26 protein-coding genes are annotated in these 25,952 nt (G+C 54.1%); 7 read left to right on the top strand and 19 right to left on the bottom strand.

What is annotated here, in order from left to right; translation table 11 throughout:
• Positions 1 to 78: 78 nt before the first annotated feature.
• From QYC28_RS10530 to nuoH, 17 genes are all read right to left on the bottom strand, one after another.
• Positions 79 to 1,080 carry an Rpn family recombination-promoting nuclease/putative transposase gene (locus QYC28_RS10530; RefSeq protein ID WP_302679451.1) on the bottom strand — a complete coding sequence of 334 codons (1,002 nt, stop codon included), beginning with the start codon at positions 1,078 to 1,080 and terminating at the stop codon, positions 79 to 81.
• A 3-nt stretch (positions 1,081 to 1,083) separates the two neighbouring features.
• A complete protein-coding gene (locus QYC28_RS10525; RefSeq protein WP_302679450.1) occupies positions 1,084 to 1,989 on the bottom strand; it encodes an Rpn family recombination-promoting nuclease/putative transposase in 906 nt (301 codons plus the stop codon).
• A 3-nt stretch (positions 1,990 to 1,992) separates the two neighbouring features.
• A complete protein-coding gene (locus tag QYC28_RS10520) occupies positions 1,993 to 2,970 on the bottom strand; it encodes an Rpn family recombination-promoting nuclease/putative transposase (protein WP_302679449.1) in 978 nt (325 codons plus the stop codon).
• A 3-nt stretch (positions 2,971 to 2,973) separates the two neighbouring features.
• A complete protein-coding gene (locus tag QYC28_RS10515; RefSeq protein WP_302679448.1) occupies positions 2,974 to 3,879 on the bottom strand; it encodes an Rpn family recombination-promoting nuclease/putative transposase in 906 nt (301 codons plus the stop codon).
• Positions 3,880 to 3,882: 3 nt separating this feature from the next.
• Positions 3,883 to 4,836, bottom strand: coding sequence for an Rpn family recombination-promoting nuclease/putative transposase (locus tag QYC28_RS10510; RefSeq protein WP_302679447.1), 954 nt, complete (start codon positions 4,834 to 4,836; stop codon positions 3,883 to 3,885).
• Positions 4,837 to 4,839: 3 nt separating this feature from the next.
• Positions 4,840 to 5,733, bottom strand: coding sequence for an Rpn family recombination-promoting nuclease/putative transposase (locus tag QYC28_RS10505; protein WP_302679446.1), 894 nt, complete (start codon positions 5,731 to 5,733; stop codon positions 4,840 to 4,842).
• Positions 5,734 to 5,736: 3 nt separating this feature from the next.
• Positions 5,737 to 6,666: an Rpn family recombination-promoting nuclease/putative transposase gene (locus QYC28_RS10500; protein ID WP_149820615.1), complete on the bottom strand. Its 930-nt coding sequence runs from the start codon at positions 6,664 to 6,666 to the stop codon at positions 5,737 to 5,739.
• A 3-nt stretch (positions 6,667 to 6,669) separates the two neighbouring features.
• Positions 6,670 to 7,539, bottom strand: a complete 870-nt coding sequence (locus QYC28_RS10495; RefSeq protein WP_302679445.1) for an Rpn family recombination-promoting nuclease/putative transposase — start codon at positions 7,537 to 7,539, stop codon at positions 6,670 to 6,672.
• A gap of 3 nt (positions 7,540 to 7,542) precedes the next feature.
• Positions 7,543 to 8,472 (bottom strand): Rpn family recombination-promoting nuclease/putative transposase, encoded by a 930-nt coding sequence (locus tag QYC28_RS10490; protein WP_149820615.1) that lies wholly within the window; start codon positions 8,470 to 8,472, stop codon positions 7,543 to 7,545.
• 3 nt (positions 8,473 to 8,475) lie between these two features.
• On the bottom strand, positions 8,476 to 9,405 hold the full coding sequence (locus QYC28_RS10485; RefSeq protein ID WP_302679444.1) for an Rpn family recombination-promoting nuclease/putative transposase: 930 nt from the start codon (positions 9,403 to 9,405) through the stop codon (positions 8,476 to 8,478).
• A gap of 3 nt (positions 9,406 to 9,408) precedes the next feature.
• Entirely contained in the window at positions 9,409 to 9,735 is a 327-nt protein-coding gene (locus QYC28_RS10480) for a DUF4351 domain-containing protein (protein WP_302679443.1), read from the bottom strand.
• An 84-nt stretch (positions 9,736 to 9,819) separates the two neighbouring features.
• On the bottom strand, positions 9,820 to 10,833 hold the full coding sequence (locus tag QYC28_RS10475; RefSeq protein WP_286668682.1) for a DUF3326 domain-containing protein: 1,014 nt from the start codon (positions 10,831 to 10,833) through the stop codon (positions 9,820 to 9,822).
• Position 10,834: 1 nt separating this feature from the next.
• On the bottom strand, positions 10,835 to 12,004 hold the full coding sequence (locus tag QYC28_RS10470; RefSeq protein ID WP_149820606.1) for an HhoA/HhoB/HtrA family serine endopeptidase: 1,170 nt from the start codon (positions 12,002 to 12,004) through the stop codon (positions 10,835 to 10,837).
• A 76-nt stretch (positions 12,005 to 12,080) separates the two neighbouring features.
• Entirely contained in the window at positions 12,081 to 12,386 is a 306-nt protein-coding gene (gene nuoK, locus QYC28_RS10465; protein WP_149820604.1) for an NADH-quinone oxidoreductase subunit NuoK, read from the bottom strand.
• A 9-nt stretch (positions 12,387 to 12,395) separates the two neighbouring features.
• Positions 12,396 to 12,998 (bottom strand): NADH-quinone oxidoreductase subunit J, encoded by a 603-nt coding sequence (locus QYC28_RS10460; RefSeq protein WP_149820602.1) that lies wholly within the window; start codon positions 12,996 to 12,998, stop codon positions 12,396 to 12,398.
• A gap of 11 nt (positions 12,999 to 13,009) precedes the next feature.
• Positions 13,010 to 13,600, bottom strand: coding sequence for an NAD(P)H-quinone oxidoreductase subunit I (ndhI, locus tag QYC28_RS10455; RefSeq protein WP_149820600.1), 591 nt, complete (start codon positions 13,598 to 13,600; stop codon positions 13,010 to 13,012).
• A 29-nt stretch (positions 13,601 to 13,629) separates the two neighbouring features.
• The gene (gene nuoH, locus QYC28_RS10450; RefSeq protein ID WP_149820598.1) at positions 13,630 to 14,748 is read right to left on the bottom strand and encodes an NADH-quinone oxidoreductase subunit NuoH; all 1,119 of its coding nucleotides are present in this window, start codon (positions 14,746 to 14,748) and stop codon (positions 13,630 to 13,632) included.
• A gap of 190 nt (positions 14,749 to 14,938) precedes the next feature.
• Here nuoH and QYC28_RS10445 point away from each other — a divergent pair, with 190 nt between their 5' ends.
• The 7 genes from QYC28_RS10445 (at position 14,939) to QYC28_RS10415 (ending at position 23,720) form a co-directional block, all read left to right on the top strand.
• On the top strand, positions 14,939 to 16,249 hold the full coding sequence (locus tag QYC28_RS10445) for a dihydroorotase (protein WP_149820596.1): 1,311 nt from the start codon (positions 14,939 to 14,941) through the stop codon (positions 16,247 to 16,249).
• Between the two features lie 99 nt (positions 16,250 to 16,348).
• The gene (locus tag QYC28_RS10440; protein WP_149820594.1) at positions 16,349 to 17,305 is read left to right on the top strand and encodes a UDP-glucuronic acid decarboxylase family protein; all 957 of its coding nucleotides are present in this window, start codon (positions 16,349 to 16,351) and stop codon (positions 17,303 to 17,305) included.
• Between the two features lie 14 nt (positions 17,306 to 17,319).
• Positions 17,320 to 18,699: a UDP-glucose/GDP-mannose dehydrogenase family protein gene (locus QYC28_RS10435; RefSeq protein ID WP_149820592.1), complete on the top strand. Its 1,380-nt coding sequence runs from the start codon at positions 17,320 to 17,322 to the stop codon at positions 18,697 to 18,699.
• A 2-nt stretch (positions 18,700 to 18,701) separates the two neighbouring features.
• Positions 18,702 to 19,301, top strand: a complete 600-nt coding sequence (locus QYC28_RS10430; protein WP_286625617.1) for a ribonuclease HII — start codon at positions 18,702 to 18,704, stop codon at positions 19,299 to 19,301.
• Between the two features lie 85 nt (positions 19,302 to 19,386).
• On the top strand, positions 19,387 to 21,852 hold the full coding sequence (pheT, locus tag QYC28_RS10425) for a phenylalanine--tRNA ligase subunit beta (protein WP_149820588.1): 2,466 nt from the start codon (positions 19,387 to 19,389) through the stop codon (positions 21,850 to 21,852).
• 9 nt (positions 21,853 to 21,861) lie between these two features.
• Positions 21,862 to 22,872, top strand: coding sequence for a biotin synthase BioB (bioB, locus tag QYC28_RS10420; protein WP_149820586.1), 1,011 nt, complete (start codon positions 21,862 to 21,864; stop codon positions 22,870 to 22,872).
• Positions 22,873 to 22,931: 59 nt separating this feature from the next.
• Positions 22,932 to 23,720 (top strand): E3 ubiquitin ligase family protein, encoded by a 789-nt coding sequence (locus tag QYC28_RS10415; protein ID WP_149820584.1) that lies wholly within the window; start codon positions 22,932 to 22,934, stop codon positions 23,718 to 23,720.
• Here the strand turns inward: QYC28_RS10415 and rsmA are convergent.
• Complete coding sequence (rsmA, locus tag QYC28_RS10410) at positions 23,655 to 24,491, bottom strand: 16S rRNA (adenine(1518)-N(6)/adenine(1519)-N(6))-dimethyltransferase RsmA (RefSeq protein ID WP_190278343.1); 837 nt, start codon at positions 24,489 to 24,491, stop codon at positions 23,655 to 23,657. The genes QYC28_RS10415 and rsmA overlap by 66 nt on opposite strands.
• 3 nt (positions 24,492 to 24,494) lie before the next feature.
• A complete protein-coding gene (eno, locus tag QYC28_RS10405; RefSeq protein ID WP_149820580.1) occupies positions 24,495 to 25,775 on the bottom strand; it encodes a phosphopyruvate hydratase in 1,281 nt (426 codons plus the stop codon).
• Between the last annotated feature and the right edge of the window lie 177 nt (positions 25,776 to 25,952).

Here is a 25,952-nt window from a genome sequence, read left to right as displayed (position 1 = left end):
GGATTGTTGCGCACAGCAATCATCCTTAAAGATCAAAAACACAATTGTTCAAAAGTCCAAACTAGCGATTTATGATGCCTAGGAAGAGCGATTTAGCCATGCAAAAACTTCCTCTAGGTCAGTGAAGTCCAGAAGAGCTTCTGCCAAGGCTTCAATCTCATGGACAGGGAGCTGGCGAATGCGCTCCTCAAGGCCAGCTGGTAACTCGCCAAACCGCCGCCTTAACTGCCGCAACACAACGAGGGCCTCTCCCTGCTGTAATCCCTGCTGTAATCCTTGCTGTAATCCCTGCTGTAATCCTTGCTGCAATCCCTGCTGCAATCCCTCCTGTAATCCCTGCTGCAATCCCTCCTGTAATCCCTGCTGCAATCCCTCCTGTAATCCCTGCTGCAATACCTCTTCCCGTACCTCAGCATAGACCTCTTCCCGTACCTCAGCATAGACGTCCCGATAAAACCGCGTCCGCTTCAGTTCCTCAGTAGTAAACCCCAGCATGTGCAACACCTCCTCGCGACTCAGCTCCGTAAACTTGTACAACACAATGGTGGTGATTAACTCTATTATGGCTTCTGGCCTTGGAACCGCCTCTGTGCGAGTGCGCTCTGCCAGCAACCGTGCTGCTGTCGGCATTTCTGCTTCAGGTAACACTGTGAGCTGCATCAGGGCTAGGCTCAGTGGCAACGCCTCAAGTGACCCCAGTTCATTCAAATAGACCCGATGCAGGCGATGACTATTCACCAACACCTCATAGGGGTCAAAGGACACTTGTTCTGCTTGACGATGGGGATAAATCACCACCGCTTGCCAGTCAGAAAAGGTGTGGCGATACAGCCGCAGATAGAGAAAAATTTCCGCAAAGAAGCGTTCATAAAAGGTGTTGTCCCGCTGAAACTGCACTTCACAAAAATAGACTATTCCCGAGGGGTCAGGGGGCACGAAGACGCCATCAATGCGAAAGGCCGTTTGCTTGAGTTCCACGGAGTCAAAACGATACCCCTGCGGCGCTTCTCTGCCCAAAAGATCAAAAAGGGTTTGGGGTAGCTGGGCAAAGAGTTGATAAAAAAGGGAGTCGCGGCGCATGGGCTAGGTGGAGTGCTCTAGCCACGCAAAAACTTCCTCTAGGGTAGTGAAGTCCAGGAGAGCCTCTGCCAAGGCTTCAATTTGATGGACAGGGAGCTGGCGAATGCGCTCCTCAAGGCCAGCTGGTAACTCGCCAAACCGCCGCCTTAACTGCCGCAGCACAACGAGGGTCTCTCCCTGCTGCAATCCCTGCTGCAATCCCTGCTGCAATCCCTGCTGCAATCCCTGCTGTAATCCCTGCTGTAATCCATCCTCTCGCGCCTCAGCATAAACCTCTTGATAAAACCGCGTCCGCTTTAGTTCCTCAGTGGTAAACCCCAGCATGCGCAGCACCTCCTCCCGACTCAGCTCCGTAAACTTGTACAACACAATGGTGGTGATTAACTCTATTATGACTTCTGGCCTTGGCACTGCCTCTGTGCGAGTGCGCTCTGCCAGCAACCGAGCTGCTGTCGGCATTTCTGCTTCAGGTACCACCATCAACTGCATCAGCGCTAGGCTCAATGGCAATTCCTCAAGTGACCCCAGTTCATTCAGATAGACCCGATGCAGGCGATGACTATTCACCAACAGCTCATAGGGTTCAAAGGACACTTGTTCAGCTTGACGATGGGGATAAATCACCACCGCTTGCCAGTCAGAAAAGGTGTGGCGATACAGCCGCAGATAGAGAAAGATTTCCGCAAAGAAGCGTTCATAGAAGCTGTTATCGCGCTGAAACTGCACCTCACAGAAATAGACGATTCCTGAGGGGTCAGGGGGCATGAAGACGCCATCAATGCGAAAGGCCGTTTGCTTGAGTTCCACGGAGTCAAAGCGATACCCCTGCGGCGCTTCTCTGCCCAAAAGATCAAAAAGGGTTTGGGGTAGCTGGGCAAAGAGTTGATAAAAAAGGGAGTCGCGGCGCATGGGCTAGGTGGAGTGCTCTAGCCACGCAAAAACTTCCTCTAGGGTAGTGAAGTCCAGGAGAGCCTCTGCCAAGGCTTCAATTTGATAGACAGGGAGCTGGCGAATGCGCTCCTCAAGGCCAGCTGGTAACTCGCCAAACCGCCGCCTTAACTGCCGCAGCACAACGAGGGTCTCTCCCTGCTGCAATCCCTGTTGCAGCCCTTGTTGCAATCCCTGCTGTAATCCCTGCTGCAATCCCTGCTGCAATCCCTGCTGCAACCCCTGCTGTCGTCCTTCCTGTCGTCCTTCTTCTCGCCCTTGTGCTCGCCCCTCTTGTAACCCCTCTTCCCGTGCCTCAGCATACACCTCCTGATAAAACCGCGTCCGCTTCAACTCTTCCGTGGTAAACCCCAGCATGCGCAGCACCTCCTCCCGACTCAGCTCCGTAAACTTGTACAACACAATGGTGGTGATTAACTCTATTATGACTTCTGGCCTTGGCACTGCCTCTGTGCGAGTACGCTCTGCCAGCAACCGCGCTGCTGTCGGCATTTCTGCTTCAGGTAACACTGTGAGCTGCATCAGGGCTAGGCTCAGTGGCAACGCCTCAAGTGAACCGAGTTCATTCAAATAGACCCGATGCAGGCGATGACTATTCACCAACACCTCATAGGGGTCAAAGGACACTTGTTCTGCTTGACGATGGGGATAAATCACCACCGCTTGCCAGTCAGAAAAGGTGTGGCGATACAGCCGCAGATAGAGAAAAATTTCCGCAAAGAAGCGTTCATAGAAGCTGTTATCGCGCTGAAACTGCACCTCACAGAAATAGACGATTCCTGAGGGGTCAGGGGGCATGAAGACGCCATCAATGCGAAAGGCCGTTTGCTTCAGCTCCACGGACTCAAAACGATACCCCTGCGGTGTGTCTCTGCCCAAAAGGTCAAAGAGGGTCTGGGGTAGCTGGGCAAAGAGTTGATAAAAAAGGGAGTCGCGGCGCATGGGCTAGGTGGAGTGCTCTAGCCACGCAAAAACTTCCTCTAGGGTAGTGAAGTCCAAGAGAGCTTCTGCCAAGGCTTCAATTTGATGGACAGGGAGCTGGCGAATGCGCTCCTCAAGGCCAGCTGGTAACTCGCCAAACCGCCGCCTTAACTGCCGCAGCACAACGAGGGTCTCTCCCTGCTGCAATCCCTGTTGCAGTCCTTGTTGCAATCCCTGCTGCAATACCTCTTCCCGTACCTCAGCATAGACCTCTTCCCGTACCTCAGCATAGACGTCCCGATAAAACCGCGTCCGCTTCAACTCTTCCGTCGTAAACCCCAGCATGCGCAGCACCTCCTCCCGACTCAGCTCCGTAAACTTGTACAACACAATGGTGGTGATTAACTCTATTATGGCTTCTGGCCTTGGCACTGCCTCTATGCGAGTGCGTTCTGCCAGCAACCGTGCTGCTGTCGGCATCTCTGCTTCAGGTAACACTGTGAGCTGCATCAGGGCTAGGCTCAATGGCAACGCCTCAAGTGACCCCAGTTCATTCAAATAGACCCGATGCAGGCGATGACTATTCACCAACACCTCATAGGGGTCAAAGGACACTTGTTCTGCTTGACGATGGGGATAAATCACCACCGCTTGCCAGTCAGAAAAGGTGTGGCGATACAGCCGCAGATAGAGAAAAATTTCCGCAAAGAAGCGTTCATAGAAGCTGTTATCGCGCTGAAACTGCACCTCACAGAAATAGACGATTCCTGAGGGGTCAGGGGGCATGAAGACGCCATCAATGCGAAAGGCCGTTTGCTTCAGCTCCACGGAGTCAAAGCGATACCCCTGCGGCGCTTCTCTGCCCAAAAGATCAAAAAGGGTTTGGGGTAGCTGGGCAAAGAGTTGATAAAAAAGGGAGTCGCGGCGCATGGGCTAGGTGGAGTGCTCTAGCCACGCAAAAACTTCCTCTAGGGTAGTGAAGTCCAGGAGAGCCTCTGCCAAGGCTTCAATTTGATGGACAGGGAGCTGGCGAATGCGCTCCTCAAGGCCAGCTGGTAACTCGCCAAACCGCCGTCTTAGGAGGCGTAAAACAACAAGGGTCTCTCCCTGTTGTAATCCCTGCTGTAATCCCTGCTGCAATCCCTGCTGCAATCCCTGCTGCAACCCCTGCTGTCGTCCTTCCTGTCGTCCTTCTTCTCGCCCTTGTGCTCGCCCCTCTTGTAACCCCTCTTCCCGTGCCTCAGCATACACCTCCCGATAAAACCGCGTCCGCTTCAACTCTTCCGTCGTAAACCCCAGCATGCGCAGCACCTCCTCCCGACTCAGCTCCGTAAACTTGTACAACACAATGGTGGTGATTAACTCTATTATGGCTTCTGGCCTTGGCACTGCCTCTATGCGAGTGCGTTCTGCCAGCAACCGTGCTGCTGTCGGCATCTCTGCTTCAGGTAACACTGTGAGTTGCATCAGCGCTAGGCTCAGTGGCAACGCCTCAAGTGACCCCAGTTCATTCAAATAGACCCGACGCAGGCGATGACTATTCACCAACACCTCATAGGGGTCAAAAGACACTTGTTCTGCTTGACGATGGGGATAAATCACCACCGCTTGCCAGTCAGAAAAGGTGTGGCGATACAGCCGCAGATAGAGAAAAATTTCCGCAAAGAAGCGTTCATAGAAGCTGTTATCGCGCTGAAACTGCACCTCACAGAAATAGACGATTCCTGAGGGGTCAGGGGGCATGAAGACGCCATCAATGCGAAAGGCCGTTTGCTTGAGTTCCACGGAGTCAAAGCGATACCCCTGCGGCGCTTCTCTGCCCAAAAGATCAAAAAGGGTTTGGGGTAGCTGGGCAAAGAGTTGATAAAAAAGGGAGTCGCGGCGCATGGGCTAGGTGGAGTGCTCTAGCCACGCAAAAACTTCCTCTAGGGTAGTGAAGTCCAAGAGAGCTTCTGCCAAGGCTTCAATTTGATGGACAGGGAGCTGGCGAATGCGCTCCTCAAGGCCAGCTGGTAACTCGCCAAACCGCCGTCTTAACTGCCGCAGCACAACGAGGGTCTCTCCCTGCTGCAATCCCTGCTGCAATCCCTGCTGCAATCCCTGCTGCAACCCCTGCTGTAATCCATCCTCTCGCGCCTCAGCATAAACCTCTTGATAAAACCGCGTCCGCTTCAGTTCCTCAGTGGTAAACCCCAGCATGCGCAGCACCTCCTCCCGACTCAGCTCCGTAAACTTGTACAACACAATGGTGGTGATTAACTCTATTATGACTTCTGGCCTTGGCACTGCCTCTATGCGAGTGCGTTCTGCCAGCAACCGTGCTGCTGTCGGCATTTCTGCTTCAGGTAACACTGTGAGCTGCATCAGGGCTAGGCTCAGTGGCAACGCCTCAAGTGACCCCAGTTCATTCAAATAGACCCGATGCAGGCGATGACTATTCACCAACACCTCATAGGGGTCAAAGGACACTTGTTCTGCTTGACGATGGGGATAAATCACCACCGCTTGCCAGTCAGAAAAGGTGTGGCGATACAGCCGCAGATAGAGAAAAATTTCCGCAAAGAAGCGTTCATAGAAGCTGTTATCGCGCTGAAACTGCACCTCACAGAAATAGACGATTCCTGAGGGGTCAGGGGGCATGAAGACGCCATCAATGCGAAAGGCCGTTTGCTTGAGTTCCACGGAGTCAAAGCGATACCCCTGCGGCGTGTCTATGCCCAAAAGGTCAAAGAGGGTCTGGGGCAGCTGGGCAAAGAGTTGATAAAAAAGGGAGTCGCGGCGCATGGGCTAGGTGGAGTGCTCTAGCCACGCAAAAACTTCCTCTAGGGTAGTGAAGTCCAAGAGAGCTTCTGCCAAGGCTTCAATTTGATGGACAGGGAGCTGGCGAATGCGCTCCTCAAGGCCAGCTGGTAACTCGCCAAACCGCCGTCTTAGGAGACGCAGCACAACGAGGGTCTCTCCCTGCTGCAATCCCTGTTGCAGCCCTTGTTGCAATCCTTGTTGCAATCCTTGTTGCAATCCCTGCTGTAATACCTCTTCCCGTACCTCAGCATAGACCTCTTCCCGTACCTCAGCATAGACGTCCCGATAAAACCGCGTCCGCTTCAGTTCCTCAGTAGTAAACCCCAGCATGCGCAGCACCTCCTCCCGACTCAGCTCCGTAAACTTGTACAACACAATGGTGGTGATTAACTCTATTATGACTTCTGGCCTTGGCACTGCCTCTATGCGAGTGCGTTCTGCCAGCAACCGTGCTGCTGTCGGCATTTCTGCTTCAGGTAACACTGTGAGCTGCATCAGGGCTAGGCTCAATGGCAACGCCTCAAGTGACCCCAGTTCATTCAAATAGACCCGATGCAGGCGATGACTATTCACCAACACCTCATAGGGGTCAAAAGACACTTGTTCTGCTTGACGATGGGGATAAATCACCACCGCTTGCCAGTCAGAAAAGGTGTGGCGATACAGCCGCAGATAGAGAAAGATTTCCGCAAAGAAGCGTTCATAGAAGCTGTTATCGCGCTGAAACTGCACCTCACAGAAATAGACGATTCCTGAGGGGTCAGGGGGCATGAAGACGCCATCAATGCGAAAGGCCGTTTGCTTCAGCTCCACGGAGTCAAAGCGATACCCCTGCGGCGTGTCTATGCCCAAAAGGTCAAAGAGGGTCTGGGGCAGCTGGGCAAAGAGTTGATAAAAAAGGGAGTCGCGGCGCATGGGCTAGGTGGAGTGCTCTAGCCACGCAAAAACTTCCTCTAGGGTAGTGAAGTCCAAGAGAGCTTCTGCCAAGGCTTCAATTTGATGGACAGGGAGCTGGCGAATGCGCTCCTCAAGGCCAGCTGGTAACTCGCCAAACCGCCGCCTTAACTGCCGCAGCACAACGAGGGTCTCTCCCTGCTGCAATCCCTGTTGCAGTCCCTGCTGTAATACCTCTTCCCGTGCCTCAGCATACACTTCTTGATAAAACCGCGTCCGCTTCAACTCTTCCGTGGTAAACCCCAGCATGCGCAGCACCTCCTCCCGACTCAGCTCCGTGAACTTGTACAACACAATGGTGGTGATTAACTCTATTATGGCTTCTGGCCTTGGCACTGCCTCTGTGCGAGTGCGTTCTGCCAGCAACCGTGCTGCTGTCGGCATCTCTGCTTCAGGTAACACTGTGAGTTGCATCAGGGCTAGGCTCAGTGGCAACGCCTCAAGTGACCCCAGTTCATTCAAATAGACCCGATGCAGGCGATGACTATTCACCAACACCTCATAGGGGTCAAAGGACACTTGTTCTGCTTGACGATGGGGATAAATCACCACCGCTTGCCAGTCAGAAAAGGTGTGGCGATACAGCCGCAGATAGAGAAAGATTTCCGCAAAGAAGCGTTCATAGAAGCTGTTATCGCGCTGAAACTGCACCTCACAGAAATAGACGATTCCTGAGGGGTCAGGGGGCATGAAGACGCCATCAATGCGAAAGGCCGTTTGCTTGAGTTCCACGGAGTCAAAGCGATACCCCTGCGGCGTGTCTATGCCCAAAAGGTCAAAGAGGGTCTGGGGCAGCTGGGCAAAGAGTTGATAAAAAAGGGAGTCGCGGCGCATCGGCTAGGTGGAGTGCTCTAGCCACGCAAAAACTTCCTCTAGGGTAGTGAAGTCCAAGAGAGCTTCTGCCAAGGCTTCAATTTGATGGACAGGGAGCTGGCGAATGCGCTCCTCAAGGCCAGCTGGTAACTCGCCAAACCGCCGCCTTAGGAGGCGTAAAACAACAAGGGTCTCTCCCTGTTGCAATCCCTGTTGCAGCCCTTGTTGCAATCCTTGTTGCAATCCTTGTTGCAATCCCTGCTGTAATACCTCTTCCCGTACCTCAGCATAGACCTCTTCCCGTACCTCAGCATAGACGTCCCGATAAAACCGCGTCCGCTTCAGTTCCTCAGTGGTAAACCCCAGCATGCGCAGCACCTCCTCCCGACTCAGCTCCGTAAACTTGTACAACACAATGGTGGTGATTAACTCTATTATGACTTCTGGCCTTGGCACTGCCTCTATGCGAGTGCGTTCTGCCAGCAACCGTGCTGCTGTCGGCATTTCTGCTTCAGGTAACACTGTGAGCTGCATCAGGGCTAGGCTCAGTGGCAACGCCTCAAGTGACCCCAGTTCATTCAAATAGACCCGATGCAGGCGATGACTATTCACCAACACCTCATAGGGGTCAAAGGACACTTGTTCTGCTTGACGATGGGGATAAATCACCACCGCTTGCCAGTCAGAAAAGGTGTGGCGATACAGCCGCAGATAGAGAAAGATTTCCGCAAAGAAGCGTTCATAGAAGCTGTTATCGCGCTGAAACTGCACCTCACAGAAATAGACGATTCCTGAGGGGTCAGGGGGCATGAAGACGCCATCAATGCGAAAGGCCGTTTGCTTCAGCTCCACGGAGTCAAAGCGATACCCCTGCGGCGTGTCTATGCCCAAAAGGTCAAAGAGGGTCTGGGGCAGCTGGGCAAAGAGTTGATAAAAAAGGGAGTCGCGGCGCATGGGCTAGGTGGAGTGCTCTAGCCACGCAAAAACTTCCTCTAGGGTAGTGAAGTCCAAGAGAGCTTCTGCCAAGGCTTCAATTTGATGGACAGGGAGCTGGCGAATGCGCTCCTCAAGGCCAGCTGGTAACTCGCCAAACCGCCGCCTTAGGAGGCGTAAAACAACAAGGGTCTCTCCCTGTTGCAATCCCTGTTGCAGCCCTTGTTGCAATCCTTGTTGCAATCCTTGTTGCAATCCCTGCTGTAATACCTCTTCCCGTACCTCAGCATAGACCTCTTCCCGTACCTCAGCATAGACGTCCCGATAAAACCGCGTCCGCTTTAGTTCCTCAGTGGTAAACCCCAGCATGCGCAGCACCTCCTCGCGACTCAGCTTGGTGAATTTGTACAACACAATGGTGGTGATTAACTCTATTATGACTTCTGGCCTTGGCACTGCCTCTATGCGAGTGCGTTCTGCCAGCAACCGTGCTGCTGTCGGCATTTCTGCTTCAGGTAACACTGTGAGCTGCATCAGGGCTAGGCTCAGTGGCAACGCCTCAAGTGACCCCAGTTCATTCAAATAGACCCGATGCAGGCGATGACTATTCACCAACACCTCATAGGGGTCAAAAGACACTTGTTCTGCTTGACGATGGGGATAAATCACCACCGCTTGCCAGTCAGAAAAGGTGTGGCGATACAGCCGCAGATAGAGAAAGATTTCCGCAAAGAAGCGTTCATAGAAGCTGTTATCGCGCTGAAACTGCACCTCACAGAAATAGACGATTCCTGAGGGGTCAGGGGGCATGAAGACGCCATCAATGCGAAAGGCCGTTTGCTTCAGCTCCACGGAGTCAAAGCGATACCCCTGCGGCGCTTCTCTGCCCAAAAGATCAAAAAGGGTTTGGGGTAGCTGGGCAAACAGTTGGTAAAAGAGGGAGTCGCGGTGCATGGGCTAGGAAGAGCGATTTAGCCACGCAAACACTGCCTCTAGGTCAGTGAAGTCTAGAAGTGCTTCTGCCAACGCTTCGATTTGATCGGGAGAGAGCTGACGAATCCGTTCTTCAAGGTCATTGGGCACACTACCAAACCGCCGCCTTAACTGCCGCAGGACAACGGCTGCTTCGCCTTGCTGTAGTCCTTGTTGTAATCCTTGCTGTAATCCATCCTCTCGTGCCTCAGCATACACTTCTTGATAAAATCGCGTCCGCTTTAGTTCCTCAGTGGTAAACCCCAGCATGCGCAGCACCTCCTCGCGACTCAGCTCCGTGAACTTGTACAATATGCCGGTAGTTGCTCTTCACCAACATCTCATAGGGTTGGACACTTGTTCAGCCTGGCGATGGGAATAAAAGCAAAAATTTTTTCAGGTTGCCAGTGTAACCGTTTGCCAAGATACCCCTGCCTTCATCGCACTCAACACGCCAATGGCCTCGGCATAGGACTGGCAAGGGATTGTCTCTATCCCCAAATCGGCAGCTGTAACATTGAGGGTTGTGGTATTGTTAGTCACCGTTAGGATGGGGACGCCCCGCTGAGCCAAGGCCAGAATTCCCCGTCCACCAAGGGCAGTGGCGGGTACAATCACCGCATCCACGTCCTGTCGCCACAGGGCCTCCCTAGCAGTTGGGCTATAGCGGGGAGCACGACTCAATCCCACCAACACCGAGGGCAAAAAGGTGTAGCCAATTTCCTCAGCTAGGGCGCGGGGATGTACAGTCTCCTCTAGGGGCAATGGTTGCAGGGCTGGGGCATGGGCTGCCGGAATCTGAAAGTGCTGGACAACCAAATGACTAATGACCGCTTCTGCCCCGGCGAGGGGATCGACACCTTGGCCACTGCGATAGTGCTGTAAGGCTGCCGTACCGGGATCGTCGGGAAAGCGGGTGACAATCGCGATCGCCTCCGCCTTGGCCTCTTGAATCAGTTTTTCTGCCGCCCGCAATAAACTAGCGGGGTTCGCCAGAGTCCCCCAGGTTGCCCCCGAGGCAGCGGTTTGCAACTGCACGCCCAAGGGTTCATCTGTAATTACAGGTTCAGTCATCATTAGACCCAAGGTGGCAGCACAGGCCGCCGCTGCTTGACGATGGCGCAGTTGGAGATCCGCTTCAATCGCCGCATCCAGTAACAGGCCAATGCGATTGGGATGGGGTGGCAGCAATCCCCAACGGCCAACAGCAAATTCATCAAGGGCATAGCCTTCCACATACCAAACATTGGGCAGCGGCCAATAGAGCATTGCCCCATTGAGAACGTTGGGATGGGTGATCAGGCGATCGCACACTTGAGCCAAAGCACGAACGACGGGAATCGCATCACCCGCATAGCCGCCAATGGCAGCCCCAATGCCGGTTGGAATGATCAGAACGGCCGTCAGCACGTTAGCGACTAGCTTGGGCAGGGAGGGGAGCCGGCTGCACGGCCACAGTTACAGTTTGGCCACTACGGCGCACTTCCAGTTCCATGGTGCGACCAATGCCTGTGCTTTCCACCATTTGCTGCACTTGATCCGCTTTGGTGATGTTTTGGCCATTGATGCGACGGATCACATCTCCGGGTTGCAAACCTGCACGGGCAGCGGGAGAGTTGGGCAAGACTTGAAAAATCAAAACACCCGAACTTTCCTGCACACGCACAGGACTATTGGGATTGGCGTTGAGGCGCTGCTGCATCTCAGGGGTGAGATTGGCCATGCGAATACCAAGGAAGGGGTGATCGACACGACCATTGGCAATCAGTTGGTTGGCAATCCGCTGAGCCGTGTTGATGGGAATGGCAAATCCCAAGCCTTGGGCACCACCAATGATCGCGGTATTCATGCCAATCACCTCTCCCCGTTGATTCAACAGGGGGCCACCAGAGTTGCCGGGGTTAATGGCCGCATCGGTTTGAATGAAGCCCACCCGCTTATCGGGCACGCCAATATCACCGCTAGAGCGTCCCGTCGCACTAATGATGCCCGCAGTCACCGTATTATCGAGACCCAAGGGATTGCCGATGGCGATCGCCCACTCACCGGGGCGCAAATGATCAGAATTGCCAAGACGCACCACCGGTAAATTGTTGGCATTCACCTTGACTACGGCCACATCCGTCAGTCGGTCTTGCCCCAAAACTTGACCCTCAAATGTGCGGCCATCCTTGAGTGTCACCCGTACGCGATTGGCACCATCCACCACATGGGCATTGGTCAGAATCAGGCCATCACTGCTAATGATGAAGCCAGAGCCTAAACCCCGCTCCTCGCGGCTGCGGGGGGGCATCATTGGCCCAAAAAACTCCTGAAAGAAAGGGTCATTAAAGATGGCTGGCACGCGGGTCTGCACCGTACGGGAAGCATCAATCCGCACTACGGCAGGTCCTACTTGTTCAACAGCACGGGCAATAAAGTTAATGTCATTTCCCGCTGGTAGCGGTGCCGGTAACTGCGCTAAACTGGGGGTCACCAAGGGCGTTGACGCTGGCATTAAGTGGGTGGCAAACATGGCAGCGGCTGCCCCCAATGCCATTAACGACAGATAAGTGACCGATTTACCAAGACGCACTGTCATAGGCCATTGCCCCTTTGCTGACACTGGTTCTTGAAAAGAAGACGACCATTCAGGGAGCCAAGTTCCAACTTCTAGCCTACCACTTCAGGAGGTTGAATTTCTCCATGTCAACGGTCTGGCGGTTGCGATAGATGGCCAAGATAATGGCTAGACCTACGGCGGCTTCGGCGGCTGCCACCGTAATCACAAACACAGCAAAAACTTGACCCTTAATTTGCTGACCATCCAGATAGTTGGCAAAACCAATCAGGTTGAGGTTGACAGCATTCAGAAGCAACTCAATGGACATGAGCACGCGCACAGCATTGCGACTGGTGACGAGGCCATAGATGCCAATACAAAATAGCAGTGCTGCCAAGATCAAAACATAGGTTAACTGCATCGTCTTTCCCTATTTTTCAGACAAGGCTACAGGTTCACGGGGACGTTCCGGCAACTCCAAGGGGGGAACCACCTCTTCCCCTAAGAGGGGTTCAGGTTCCAAGACCAGTTCGCGGCGGGCGAGAACCACTGCCCCAATCAAGGCCATCAGCAGCAAGACCGAGGCCAACTCAAAGGGCAAGAGGAAATCGCTGAAAAAGTGCTGGCCAATCGTTGTGATGCTGTCAGTCGTAGGCGGCAGGGAACTGAGTTGCCAAGGGGTTTGCAAAATCATTTTTGTCAGCAGGGCAAAGACGCCAAGGGAGACTACTGCGGCACCCCCCTGACGCAGCCAACGCCCCGGCACTGGGGTATAGGCCTCGCGCTTATTGACGAGCATGATGGCAAAGAGGATGAGAACGTTCACCGCGCCGACATAGATGAGAATTTGTGCCGCTGAGACAAAGTCAGCATTCATGAGGATATATAGCCCAGAGATGCTCAGGAACACACCCCCCAGCAAGAAGGCAGAATAGACAACGTTGTTCAGGAGCACAACGCCAAGGGCAGCAACAATCACTGCAGCGGCAAGGGCAAAGAAGGTCATCGTTTGGGTCAGGGTGGCTAAGTCCACAGCAACAACTCCTAGTTCTCAGATGATTCAGCAGTGTTGGCGATCGCCTCCGGATGCTCTCCCGCCCGTTGGGCACCCGCAGGCAAATTATGACCAGACATTACCCCCGCCGGCAGGTAGGCAAACTCGCGGATCGGGGTCACCATCGGATCTTGGGTCACTTTATAGGGAATGCGTCCCATTGCCACACTGTCGTAGTTCAGCTCATGGCGATCGTAGGTGGCCAGTTCGTACTCCTCTGTTACCGAGAGGCAATTGGTGGGGCAGTATTCCACACAGTTGGCACAGAAGATGCACACACCAAAGTCAATGCTGTAGTGCCTCAGTTCTTTCTTCTTGATCTCTTTGTTGAAGACCCAATCCACCACGGGCAGGTTAATCGGGCAGACGCGCACGCACACTTCACAGGCAATGCACTTGTCAAACTCAAAGTGAATCCGTCCCCGAAACCGTTCCGAGGGAATGAGTTTTTCGTAGGGATATTGCACCGTCACCGGCCGCCGCCGCATGTGATCAAAGGTCACGGAGAGGCCTTGACCAATGTACTTAGCGGACTGCACTGCCTCTTTGGCATAGTTGGTAATCTGATTGAGGAATTTCATGGTGTCACCTCATGGAAATGGGGAGTTTCTTAACCGCCAAAGGCTACGGGAAAGGCGAGCTTCAAGCCAGCGGTCAGCAGCAAGTTCACTAGACCCACGGGTAATAGGAATTTCCAACCAAGGTCTAGGAGTTGGTCAATGCGCACACGGGGCACAGTCCAGCGCAGCAGAATCGCCAAAAAGACAAAGAAGTAGGCCTTCATCAGGGTCATCGTGATGCCCAGCACCGCAAAGGCAATCTGCAAAAAGGGATTGCTCTCACTCACCCCAAGAAGATTGGCAATGGTTTCTAGGGGAATGGGGAAGCTCCAACCCCCGAAGTAAAGAACACTGACCAAGAGTGCCGAAAGCACAAGGTTAACGTAGGCACCAAGGTAAAAGAGGGCAAACTTCATGCCAGCGTACTCTGTTTGGTAGCCAGCCACGAGTTCTTCCTCGGCTTCCGGCAAGTCAAAGGGGAGGCGCTCACACTCTGCCAGAGCCGCAATCCAAAAGATCAAAAAGCCGATGGGCTGCCGCCAGACATTCCAACTCAGGATGCCATACTCCGACTGCTGCTCGACAATTTCCACCGTACCCAAACCATTGGACATCATGGCCACCGCCAACACCGCCAAGGCAAGGGGAATTTCATAGCTAATGGATTGTGCCGCTGCCCGCAGTCCCCCCAGTAGGGAGTATTTGTTGTTGGAGGCATAGCCTGACATCAGTAGGCCAATGGGCGCAATACTTGAGAGGGCAATCCAGAGAAAGACCCCCATCGCCAAGTTGGAGATCAGTAGGTTTTGGCCAAAGGGGACAATAATATAGGACAAAAAGACAGGAATCACGACCACCGCTGGCCCAAGGGTAAACAGCCAGCGATCAGTATTCGCGGGGAGAACATCTTCCTTAAAAATCAGTTTCAGGCCGTCGGCCAAGGGAGCCAAAATCCCCAATGGGCCAATGTATTCCGGGCCAATACGCTGTTGCACAGCGGCAGAAATTTTCCGTTCTAGCCAAACGGCCACCAGCACACCCACGGTAGCCACAATGAGCATCATTAACATTGGCAGAGGTAGCCATAGCAGCTTGGCCAGATCATGGGAGAGGCCAAGGGATTCCAATGCACGAATAAACTGCCCCTGTAAGTCAATACCAGATTCCATAGCGATTCGATCGCGCCCCACCTACAGACACGCTCTACAGTATAAGGGTTTTATTTCCGTTCCGAAGATAGATCTGGGGCAAATTTTTATCACCACAGGTATTACAGATGTTTATAGTTTACACCTCGTGTCTTTGGGTCTCAGATGCCAGTAGGATCAAGGGAGAGAGCCAATTTTGCAGGAGAACAGGGTGGCGATCGCAATCCAAAATGCGGTGATTTGTACCCCAGAGGGAGAACTGCGACAACAACAGGTACGCCTTGAGGGCGATCGCATCACCGAAGTCGCAGAAACTGTCACCGTCCACCCAGAGGATACGGTTATTGATGCTACCGGTCTCACGCTCCTGCCCGGTGTGATCGACCCCCAAGTCCATTTTCGTGAACCGGGCTTAGAGCACAAAGAGGATCTATTTACTGCCAGTTGTGCCTGTGCCAAGGGGGGGGTCACCAGCTTTTTGGAAATGCCCAATACCCGTCCCCTGACCATTGATCAGGCCAGCCTAGACGATAAACTCGCCCGTGCTGCCGCCAAATGTGTTGTTAATTATGGCTTTTTCATCGGCGCTACTAAGGATAACCTTGCCGTCCTCAACACCGTCCAGCCCGTCTGTGGCATCAAGATTTTCATGGGGTCAATGCACGGCCCCCTCTTGGTGGATGAGGAGCCAATTTTAGACCGCATCTTTAGTGAGGGTAAACGCCTCATTGCTGTCCATGCCGAAGATCAGGGGCGCATCCGTGCCCGTCGCGAACAATTTGCTGGCATTAGCGATGTGGCCGTACACTCGCAAATTCAAGACGAGATTGCTGCCCTCAACGCCACCCAGTTAGCAGTGAAGCTCTCCCGTAAATACGAACGCCGCCTGCACATTCTCCATCTGTCCACAGGAATTGAAGTGGACTTTCTGCGCAAGCACAAGCTTCCTTGGATAACGGTGGAAGTTACCCCCCAGCACCTATTGCTGACCACAGAGGCCTATGCCAACATTGGCTCCCTTGCTCAAATGAACCCGCCCTTGCGCACCGCAGGAGATAATGGAAAACTCTGGCAGGGACTATTGGATGGGGTGATTGACTTTATTGCCACGGATCATGCTCCCCACACCCTAGAGGAAAAGGCGCAGCCCTATCCCCAAAGCCCTTCGGGTATGCCGGGGGTGGAAACCTCTTTGCCCCTGATGTTGACCCAAGCCATGGCCGGTCGCTGTACGGTGCCCCAAGTGGTGCGTTGGATGTCCACTGCCGTTGCTGCGGCCTACGACATTCCCAATAAAGGCAAAATTGCCCCCGGTGACGATGCGGATCTGGTGCTCGTGGATTTGCAGACCTATCGCCCAGTGCGCCGCGAGGAACTGCTCACCAAGTGCGGCTGGAGTCCCTTTGAGGGCTGGTCATTGACGGGGTGGCCAGTTTACACCTTTGTCAATGGTGAGATTGTTTTTAGCCAAGGGCGGGTGAATACCGACGTGCGTGGCCGCCCCCTTCAATTTGGCAGCTAACGGGGAGCGATCGCGGACTGGAATGAGACATTACTGGCTTCCTATGAACTCGTGCTAATCTGAGGCAAAGGAATAGCGTAACTCTATTTAGACAACACAATGCGTATTCTGGTTACTGGCGGTGCTGGGTTTATTGGTTCCCATCTAGTTGATCGGCTGATGGAAGCAGGTCATGAGGTCATTTGCTTAGATAACTACTTCACTGGTACAAAGCGCAACATTCTGCGCTGGATGGGTCACCCCAATTTTGAACTGATCCGCCATGATGTCACCGATCCGATTCGCCTTGAGGTGGATCAAATCTATCACTTGGCCTGCCCCGCCTCGCCAGTTCACTACCAGTACAACCCCGTCAAAACGATTAAAACCAATGTCATGGGCACCCTCCACATGCTGGGGTTGGCCAAACGTGTAAAGGCACGGTTTCTCCTTGCTTCCACCTCAGAAGTCTATGGTGACCCGCTGGTGCATCCCCAATCTGAGTCCTACTGGGGGAATGTCAACCCCATTGGTATCCGCTCCTGTTACGACGAAGGCAAGCGGGTGGCAGAGACCCTCACCTTTGACTACCACCGCCAAAATAATGTGGATGTGCGGGTGGCACGGATTTTTAATACCTATGGCCCCAAAATGCAAGTCAACGATGGCCGCGTAGTCAGCAATTTTATTGTTCAAGCCTTGCAGGGCATTCCCCTCACCGTTTATGGCGACGGCTCGCAAACCCGCAGTTTTTGCTATGTCAGCGATTTGGTGGAAGGGTTAATTCGGCTGATGAATAGCGATCACATTGGCCCTGTGAATCTGGGCAACCCTGATGAATACACCGTGCTGGAGCTAGCCCAAAAAATCCAAGCCCTGATTAATCCGGGGGTGGAAATTCAGTTTAAGCCCCTGCCCAGTGATGACCCCCAGCGCCGTCGTCCTGACATTACCCTTGCTCGCACGGTGTTGGGCTGGCAACCGACCGTCCCCCTCCTAGAGGGATTACAGCGCACAATTCCTGACTTTGCCGAGCGACTAGGCGTGCCCTATACGCCTATGATGGTGGAAGTTTAGGGAGGCCACAGGGAATGCGGGTATGTGTGATTGGCACTGGCTATGTGGGCTTGGTGACGGGAGTGTGCTTGGCACATATTGGCCATGAGGTGATTTGCATTGACAACAACATTGATAAAGTTAAGCTGCTGCAACAGGGGGAATCCCCTATTTATGAACCCGGTCTAACGGAGTTACTCCGTGGTTGCATTGCCAGTGGCCACATTCGCTTCAGTAGTGATCTTGGCGCTGGGGTGGAGTTTGGTGAAGTGCTCTTTATCGCCGTTGGTACACCCGCCTTACCCAATGGTGAAACCGATACCCGCTATGTAGAAGCCGTTGCCCGCGGTATTGGTGCCCATTTGCATCTGGGGTACAAAGTCATTGTCAACAAATCCACGGTGCCGATTGGCTCAGGGGACTGGGTGCGGATGATTATTCTCGATGGTGTGGTTGAGCGAGACCCCGATTTAGCCGATGCCATTAAAGGCGGGGCGACCCATCCGCCGTTGGATTTTGATGTGGTCAGCAACCCTGAATTTCTGCGGGAAGGCTCAGCGGTCTATGACACGTTTAATCCCGATCGCATTGTCTTGGGCAGCAGTAGCCGCAAAGCGATTCAAATCATGCAGGAACTCTATGCGCCGATCATTGAACGTAAGTATGCGGCTGATCCCACCTTGCCCCCCGTGCCGGTGTTGGTGACGGATCTCAGTTCGGCGGAAATGATTAAGTACGCTGCCAATGCCTTTTTAGCCACTAAAATCAGCTTTATCAACGAAATTGCCAATATTTGCGATCGCGTGGGGGCGGATGTGGTTCAAGTGGCCAAGGGGATTGGCCTGGATTCCCGCATTGGCGAGAAATTTCTGCAAGCGGGCTTGGGCTGGGGGGGTTCCTGTTTTCCCAAGGATGTTTCGGCGCTCATCCACACGGCGGAAGACTACGGCTACGATGCCCAGTTGCTCAAAGCAGCCGTTCAAGTCAACCAGCGGCAACGCTTTATTGTCATTGAAAAACTGCAACAGGTACTGAAAATCCTCAAGGGTAAAACGATTGGCCTTTTGGGGTTAACGTTTAAGCCCAACACCGATGATCTGCGGGATGCCCCTGCCCTGAATTTGATCGAGGAACTGTATCGCTTGGGTGCCAAGGTCAAGGCCTATGACCCCCTCGTGTCCCAGTCGGGTCTGCGATCGGGTCTCTCCCATGTGATTGTGGAAACGGATTTGCTACACCTCGCCGATGGCTGTGATGCTTTGGTGCTGGTGACCGACTGGCCACAGTTCCAAGAGGTGGATTATGGGGAACTGGCCAAGGTGATGCACCAACCCGTGATCATTGATGGCCGCAACTTCTTGGATCGCAAGGGGCTAGAGTCACTGGGCTTTCGCTATGTGGGGATTGGCCATTAAGCATGGAACCGCCCAGCCTCATCTATGAGCAGGCCTACTGGCAACAGGGCTATTGTCGCGTTGTCGGTGTGGATGAAGTGGGTCGGGGTTGTTTGGCAGGGCCAGTGGTGGCAGCAGCCGTAATTTTACCGGTAGACTGTGTGCCTCTTCCAGAGGTGCGCGACTCCAAACAGTTGAGTGCCCGCCAGCGATCGCGCCTCTTTAGGCAGATTTATAACCACGCGATCGCCATTGGCATTGGTAGTGCCAGTGTGGCGGAAATTGATCAGGTGAATATCCTGCAAGCCACCTATCGAGCCATGGCGCGTGCCCTAGCGCGGGTTGCCCCTTGGGATCATGCCCTGATTGACGGCAAATTAACAAAAACAGCACCCTTTGAAAAGGTAACGGCCATTATCGGGGGCGATCGCCACAGCTATAGTATTGCCTGTGCCTCAATTATTGCCAAGGTACGGCGCGATCGCTTCATGGCACGCTTAGCTCGGTGTTATCCCCAGTATGGCTGGGAACGCAATGTGGGCTACGGCACCCCCCAACACCGTCAAGCCCTTGAGCAGTATGGCCTGACCCCTTGGCATCGGCGATCGTTCTTGAAATCCTAGCTTCATACCGACTTACACTTGTGTAATGCCATCACAGGAGAGTAGGCTGAAAAATGGCAAAGTATGACGTTTTTTTGAGGGTTCCATGCGGGTTTCCCTTCGCTGGCTACAGGAATTGGTGGCTGTTGATCTCGATGTGACGACTTTGGCCGATCGCCTGACGATGGCGGGGTTTGAAGTCGAAGAAATTGAAGATCGGCGCACATGGGCGCAAGGGGTTGTGGTGGGTCATATTTTGGCCTGTGAACCCCATCCCAATGCCCAAAAATTACGGGTTTGCCAAGTGGATGTGGGTCAAGGGGAACCCCGCACGATTGTCTGTGGGGCACCCAATGCCGCTGCAGGCTTGTATGTACCTGTGGCACTACCGGGGGCATATCTGGCCAAAATTGATCTGAAAATTCGACCGGCAAAACTGCGGGGCGTGAAATCTGAGGGGATGATTTGCTCCCTTGCTGAGTTGGGGCTAACCAAAGAGTCTGAGGGCATTCACCCATTCGCTGATGCAGTAACCGTCGGGGAAGATGTACGTCCTCTCCTCGGCTTGGATGATGTGATTTTGCACCTGACCTCAACTGCCAACCGTGCCGATGCCCTGAGTATGGTGGGCATTGCCCGTGAAGTGGCCGCACTTACTGGTGCTCCCCTGACGCTACCCGCCCCAAAGGCGATCGCCCCCAAAAAGTCCCGTGCTAAGGCTCCTGTACAGCTTGCAATCGCTGATCCCCAAGCCTGTCCTGCCTACTGTGGCACACTGATCACCAATGTTCAGATTGCCCCTTCGCCCCCTTGGCTCCAGCAACGGTTAGAGGCTGCCGGTTTGCGTGCCATCAATAATGTGGTGGATATCACCAACTACATCCTGCTGAAGTGGGGTCAGCCCCTCCATGCCTTTGATTGGGATCGGTTGCAAGGGGTTGCTGCCCAAACCCCAGTGAGTGTTGGCGTGCGTTTTGCCAAGGCCGGGGAAACCCTGAAAACCCTCGATGGTGAGCAGCGGGTGCTGAGTGCCGACAATCTCCTGATTACCGCCGGGGATGTGCCCGTTGCCCTTGCCGGAGTAATGGGGGGCGAAGAGACTGAAGTTTACGAGGGTACGCAGAATGTCTTCCTTGAGGCGGCACTCTTTGCTAGTCCGGTGATTCGGCGATCGGCTCGCGCCCAAGGATTACGCACGGAAGCTTCGGCTCGCTATGAACGGGGGGTGAACCCCGCAGAACTAGAGGCGGCCACCGCTGAAGCGATCGCCCTATTGACTGAGGTGGCTCAAGGGACAGTGACCTACACTACACTAGCGGATCAGCGTCCGCCCCTCGAACGTACCCTCACCCTGCGGCTGGAACAAGTGCACCGGCTCTTGGGGGCCGTGGTTGCTGATGAAGCGGAGAGCGATGAACTCGCCTATTTGGGCGCAGAGACCGTTGAAGAGCTACTCAGCCGCCTTGGCTTTCACCTCAGCCGTCAAGAAACCTTTGAGGACGAGTTAGTGGTGTGGTCGGTGACGGTGCCCCCTTACCGCTTCCGGGATATTGAGCGAGAGGTGGATCTCATTGAGGAGATTGCGCGGCTCTACGGTTACGACCGCTTTGAGGAAACCTTGCCCGCTCAATCGGAATTGGGAGCACTACCGCTGGAACTCACCCTACTGCGGGAGCTACGGGCGGCCTTTCGCGGGGCGGGTCTGACGGAATTGATGCACTATTCTTGGGTAAAAGGTGGTCAGCCCAACCAAGTCACCGTTGTGAATCCGCTAGTGGCGGAGTTTTCGTCGCTGCGTACGGATCTAATTACGGGTCTAGTACAGGCCTTCCGCTACAACCAAGAACAGGGGAATCCGCCCCTCAATGGTTTTGAAATTGGCCGTGTTTTTGGTCAAGATGAAGAGGGTCTTTGGGAAAGCGATCGCCTTGGGGGCATCATCGGTGGCGATCCGTGGCAGGGGAAATGGGTACGCCGCTCACAGCAAGCCCAACCCCTCACATGGTATGAAGCCAAGGGGATTCTCGAGAGTGTCTTTCAGCGGTTTGGTTTGCATGTAGAATATCAGAGCGATCGCCAAGAAGAACGCTTGCACCCGGGGCGGACGGCGGCCCTGTGTTTGAATGGAGAACGGCTCGGTATTTTTGGCCAGTTACACCCGCAGTATGCGGCGACCCTCGACCTGCCGGCGGCGGTGTATGTCTTTGAACTGGATCTGGAGGTACTCCTGAGCCGCCTTGAGGAACGCTATCGCCAGATTATTTTTCAGCCCTTTTCAACTTATCCCGCCAGCGATCGCGACCTCGCCTTTTTTGCGCCGGCGGATCTCACTGTGGCAGAACTCAGCCGCACCATTTGGAAAGCTGCAGGCGGGCGCGACTCCCTCCTTGAGAGTGTCGAAGTCTTTGATGAGTACAGTGGCACTGGTGTCCCCGAAGGGCAGCGCAGTTTGGCCTTTCGCCTCACCTACCGCGCCAGCGATCGCACCCTCACCGAGGCCGAGGTGAATGAACTACATCAGCGCATTCGCGACAGCCTTGTGGAAAAATACGCCGTGACCCTCCGTAGCTAAGAAAAAACCATGAACACAGTATTGACGACCGATTGGCAGCACCTTGCCGATTTAGCCCTTGCCGATGAATGCCTCAGCCGCGATCAAGCGCGGGCGGTGTTACAAGCCGCGGATACTGAACTCCTGAATCAACTGGCGGCGGCCTATCGGGTGCGCTACCACTACTGGGGGAATCGGGTACGGCTGCACTATCTGCTCAATGCCCAAAGTGGTCTCTGTCCAGAGGATTGCCACTACTGCTCACAATCAAAAATCTCCACGGCTGAGATTGAAAAGTATCCCCTGCTCTCGCAGGAAAAAATTCTTGCTGCGGCCGATCGCGCTGCCCAACTCAAGGCTGGTACCTTTTGCATGGTCATTTCCGGGCGATCGCCCAATGAGAAGGTCTTTGAGCAGGTACTTGCTGCTATTCGGGCAGTTAAGGAGCGCTATCCCCTGAAAATCTGTGCCTGCTTGGGCTTACTCACCGCTGAGCAAACAGCCCGGCTAGCGGCAGCAGGCGTCGATCGCGTCAATCACAACCTAAATACCTCGGAAAACTTCCACGGCGAAATTTGCACCACTCACACCTTTAGCGATCGCGACCAGACCTTGGCCAATATCCAAGCCGCTGGAATTACAACTTGCTCTGGCGGCATTTTGGGTATGGGGGAATCCGATGACGATGTCATTGATCTTGCCCTTTCCCTGCGGCAGCGTCAGGTGACCAGTGTACCAGTGAATTTTCTGATTCCCATTCCGGGGACACCCCTTGGCCAACAGCACAACCTCAATCCGCGCCACTGTTTACGCATTCTCGTGCTCTTTCGTCTGCTTTTGCCGCGCCAAGAGATCCGCATTGCTGGTGGCCGCGAAGTGCATCTGCGATCGCTGCAACCCCTTGGCCTCTATGCCGCTAACTCTATATTTGTGGGGGATTATCTAACGACCCGCGGCCAAGCTCCCCACCAAGACTGGCAAATGATTGCCGATGCTGGCTTTGTCCTTGAAGACCCCGAAGGGCGGGCGATCGCCCCATAACATGTGGGCTACCCATCGCTAAACTAGGGATTGGCGGCGCTACTGTTGCGGAGTCTCCGATGAGCATTTTTGGTGGCCTTTTGCTAATTGCGGCGATTGCCCTCTTTTTTGTACAGCGCCACTATCGCCTGAAGCTCCGTAGTCTTAAGCTAGCCACGCCATCCACCACGGCGGATCTCCATCAGCTCCAACAGCAGGTGGCACAGGAAATTGGCGGTGGCAACCTACGGGAATATGTGAAGGTTTCTGGTCAGATTGTTGTCGATCAGCCCCTGATCTCGGAGTTAAAGCAGGTGCCCTGCGTCCATTACCGCATGTGTGTCAGCCGCGAGTATGAAGAACAGGTGCGCGAAACCGATAGTGAAGGCCGCACCCGCTGGCGCACTGAACGCCGCTCCGACACGATTAGCAGCAATAGCCAAACCATTCCTTTCCGCGTGCGCGATCGCTACGGCGAGATTGAAGTGGATCCCCGCGGGGCTGACATGGAAACGATCCAAGTCATCGATGAATTTCGACCCGCCAATAACACTGCCCGCCTTGGCTTTGGCAGCTTTCAGGTAAACGTGGGCAGCCTCACCTTTGGCAGTGGCAATACCATTGGTTATCGCTATCAGGAATGGATCACGCCAGTGGATCGGCAGGTGTTGGTCGTGGGCACCGCCAGTGATCAAACGGGCACGCTACGCATTGAACGTCCCACCGTCAAGGGACAAAAGTTCTTTGTCTCCCTGAAATCAGAAGACAGCCTGAGTCAAGACACCAGCAATGCCGTGCTCTATTCAACCATTGGTGCTGCCGCCTGTGGTGGGTTGGGGATTTTGTTGATCTTGGTGGGACTGCTGTAGCAGTTCACTGAGGGCTAGCCAATCCTCGAGGCTGAGGGCTTCGGCGCGGCTATTGACATCTCGCCCCAACTGAAGCAGCGCTTGGCGCACTTGATCGGGTTCAACAAGGGACTTGAGGGCATTGGCCAGCATCTTACGGCGAGTGGCAAACCCCTGTTTCAGCAGCGTTTCTAACCATTGGGGCGATCGCACCCTTGGCAGTGTCGCGTGGGGTCGCAGACAGATCACCACAGAATCCACCTTAGGCGGCGGCTGAAAGGCGCGGGGGGGCACTGCACATACCTTCTCACAGGTGGCCAGAAATTGCACCCGTACGGAGAGGGCACCGTAGGCCTTGCTACTAGGCGTTGCCATCAGGCGATCGCCAATTTCTTTTTGCACTAGCAGAATCAACCGCTCAAAGGGCGGGCGACGCGGTCGCGCAATACTGCCAAGCAGATGCCCCAGTAACGGCCCTGTGATGTTGTAGGGGATATTGGCCACCACTTTGTTGCACCCCAAGGGCGCTAAGTCCAGCCGCAGAATATCCCCCGCAATCAACTGGAACCGCTCACTGCCAAACTGCCGTTGCAATTGGCCACAGAGATCCCGATCCAGTTCAACGGCCACCACCTCAGCACCACTGGCTAGAAGAGGGCGAGTGAGGGCACCCCGACCGGGACCAATTTCTAGGATGCGATCGCCCGCGTGCAGTTCAGCCGCTGCAATGATCTGAGCTAAAACCGATTCGCTGCGCAGCCAATGCTGGCCAAACCGTTTGCGGGCACGAATCACCTAGCGCGGCCCCAAGCCCACCGTGGGCGCATAGACTGCTTGATCCCCTAGTTCTGCTTCAATGCGCAACAGGCGATTGTACTTGGCAACCCGTTCACTGCGGCAGAGGGAACCGGTTTTAATTTGACCCGCACGGGTAGCTACAGCCAAATCCGCAATCGTGGTATCTTCGGTTTCGCCAGAGCGGTGGCTAATCACTGAGCGGTAGCCCTTGCGGGTTGCCAGATCAATGGTTTGCAGGGTTTCGGTTAGCGAGCCAATCTGATTGAGCTTAATCAAGATGGCATTGGCCACGCCATTGTCAATCCCCCGTTGCAAGCGCTTGGGATTGGTGACAAACAAGTCATCCCCCACGAGTTGAATACGACTGCCAAGGGTTTCGGTCAAGAGTGCCCAGTGATCCCAGTCCTCCTCCTGCAAGCCGTCCTCAATCGAGACAATGGGATAGTTGCTCACTAGGTCTTCATAGTAGCGAATTAACTCAGAGCCGGTGCAGCTGGCATTATCAAACACATATTTGCCGTCTTCATAAAATTCATTGGCCGCCACATCGAGGGCAAGGGCAACGTCAGTGCCGGGGGTGTAACCTGCGGTTTCAATCGCCTGAAGTAAAATATCCAAGGCTGCTTGGTTGGAGTCGAGGTTAGGCGCAAAGCCCCCTTCATCCCCCACCCCGGTCAGCAAACCCTTATCCGCCAGCACCTTACTCAGAGCGGCAAAAACCTCTGCCCCCCAGCGCAGCCCCTCCCGAAAACTAGGGGCACCAATGGGCATGATCATGAATTCCTGAAAGTCAATGTTGTTGGCGGCATGGGCACCCCCGTTGATCACATTCATCATCGGCACGGGGAGGACATTGGCCAGCGGCCCCCCCAAATAGCGGTAGAGGGGTTGACCGAGATATTCTGCGGCTGCTTTAGCCGTGGCAAGGGAAACGGCAAGAATGGCATTGGCACCGAGGTTGGATTTGTTCTCACTGCCATCCAGTTCCAAGAGGCACTGGTCAATCACCGTCTGATCAAGGGCGTTGAGATCCACAAGGGCACTGAGAATGGTGGTTTCAATGTTTTCCACCGCTGTGAGGACACCTTTGCCACCGTAGCGCTTGGGATCGCCGTCCCGCAGTTCATGGGCTTCAAAACTCCCCGTTGAGGCACCACTAGGAACCTGCGCCAGTCCAACAATGCCACAATCCAGTTCAACTTCTGCTTCTACCGTGGGGCGCCCCCGCGAGTCGAGAATTTCGCGGGCACGAATCGTTGCGATCGCCGTATCCATCATCTGCTTGTTCCTCAATATGCAGCTAGATTGTACGATAGATGCCCGATAAAACTGAAATGGCTTAAGGATGACCTAAGCTATAAAGTGTCCTGTATTGCATTGCCTTTCTTGTCTGAGACTGGTTTAATTTGACTCAACTTTGGTGTACATCATCCACAATTGGGGGAAAAGATTACC

Origin of the sequence: Thermosynechococcus sp. HY596, assembly GCF_030518715.1 — a bacterium.
In the GTDB taxonomy this organism is placed as follows: domain Bacteria; phylum Cyanobacteriota; class Cyanobacteriia; order Thermosynechococcales; family Thermosynechococcaceae; genus Thermosynechococcus.
Note: the sequence above shows the minus strand (reverse complement) of the source record. Positions and strands in the feature narration are given on the sequence as shown.

Bases quoted from the DNA above. Each gene is read 5' to 3' on its own strand.
- QYC28_RS10530 (WP_302679451.1), bottom strand. From the start codon at position 1,080: ATGCGCCGCGACTCCCTTTTTTATCAACTCTTTGCCCAGCTACCCCAA.
- QYC28_RS10525 (WP_302679450.1), bottom strand. From the start codon at position 1,989: ATGCGCCGCGACTCCCTTTTTTATCAACTCTTTGCCCAGCTACCCCAA.
- QYC28_RS10520 (WP_302679449.1), bottom strand. From the start codon at position 2,970: ATGCGCCGCGACTCCCTTTTTTATCAACTCTTTGCCCAGCTACCCCAG.
- QYC28_RS10515 (WP_302679448.1), bottom strand. From the start codon at position 3,879: ATGCGCCGCGACTCCCTTTTTTATCAACTCTTTGCCCAGCTACCCCAA.
- QYC28_RS10510 (WP_302679447.1), bottom strand. From the start codon at position 4,836: ATGCGCCGCGACTCCCTTTTTTATCAACTCTTTGCCCAGCTACCCCAA.
- QYC28_RS10505 (WP_302679446.1), bottom strand. From the start codon at position 5,733: ATGCGCCGCGACTCCCTTTTTTATCAACTCTTTGCCCAGCTGCCCCAG.
- QYC28_RS10500 (WP_149820615.1), bottom strand. From the start codon at position 6,666: ATGCGCCGCGACTCCCTTTTTTATCAACTCTTTGCCCAGCTGCCCCAG.
- QYC28_RS10495 (WP_302679445.1), bottom strand. From the start codon at position 7,539: ATGCGCCGCGACTCCCTTTTTTATCAACTCTTTGCCCAGCTGCCCCAG.
- QYC28_RS10490 (WP_149820615.1), bottom strand. From the start codon at position 8,472: ATGCGCCGCGACTCCCTTTTTTATCAACTCTTTGCCCAGCTGCCCCAG.
- QYC28_RS10485 (WP_302679444.1), bottom strand. From the start codon at position 9,405: ATGCACCGCGACTCCCTCTTTTACCAACTGTTTGCCCAGCTACCCCAA.
- QYC28_RS10470 (WP_149820606.1), bottom strand. From the start codon at position 12,004: ATGACAGTGCGTCTTGGTAAATCGGTCACTTATCTGTCGTTAATGGCA.
- nuoK (WP_149820604.1), bottom strand. From the start codon at position 12,386: ATGCAGTTAACCTATGTTTTGATCTTGGCAGCACTGCTATTTTGTATT.
- ndhI (WP_149820600.1), bottom strand. From the start codon at position 13,600: ATGAAATTCCTCAATCAGATTACCAACTATGCCAAAGAGGCAGTGCAG.
- nuoH (WP_149820598.1), bottom strand. From the start codon at position 14,748: ATGGAATCTGGTATTGACTTACAGGGGCAGTTTATTCGTGCATTGGAA.
- QYC28_RS10440 (WP_149820594.1), top strand. From the start codon at position 16,349: ATGCGTATTCTGGTTACTGGCGGTGCTGGGTTTATTGGTTCCCATCTA.
- QYC28_RS10435 (WP_149820592.1), top strand. From the start codon at position 17,320: ATGCGGGTATGTGTGATTGGCACTGGCTATGTGGGCTTGGTGACGGGA.
- QYC28_RS10430 (WP_286625617.1), top strand. From the start codon at position 18,702: ATGGAACCGCCCAGCCTCATCTATGAGCAGGCCTACTGGCAACAGGGC.
- pheT (WP_149820588.1), top strand. From the start codon at position 19,387: ATGCGGGTTTCCCTTCGCTGGCTACAGGAATTGGTGGCTGTTGATCTC.
- bioB (WP_149820586.1), top strand. From the start codon at position 21,862: ATGAACACAGTATTGACGACCGATTGGCAGCACCTTGCCGATTTAGCC.
- QYC28_RS10415 (WP_149820584.1), top strand. From the start codon at position 22,932: ATGAGCATTTTTGGTGGCCTTTTGCTAATTGCGGCGATTGCCCTCTTT.
- eno (WP_149820580.1), bottom strand. From the start codon at position 25,775: ATGATGGATACGGCGATCGCAACGATTCGTGCCCGCGAAATTCTCGAC.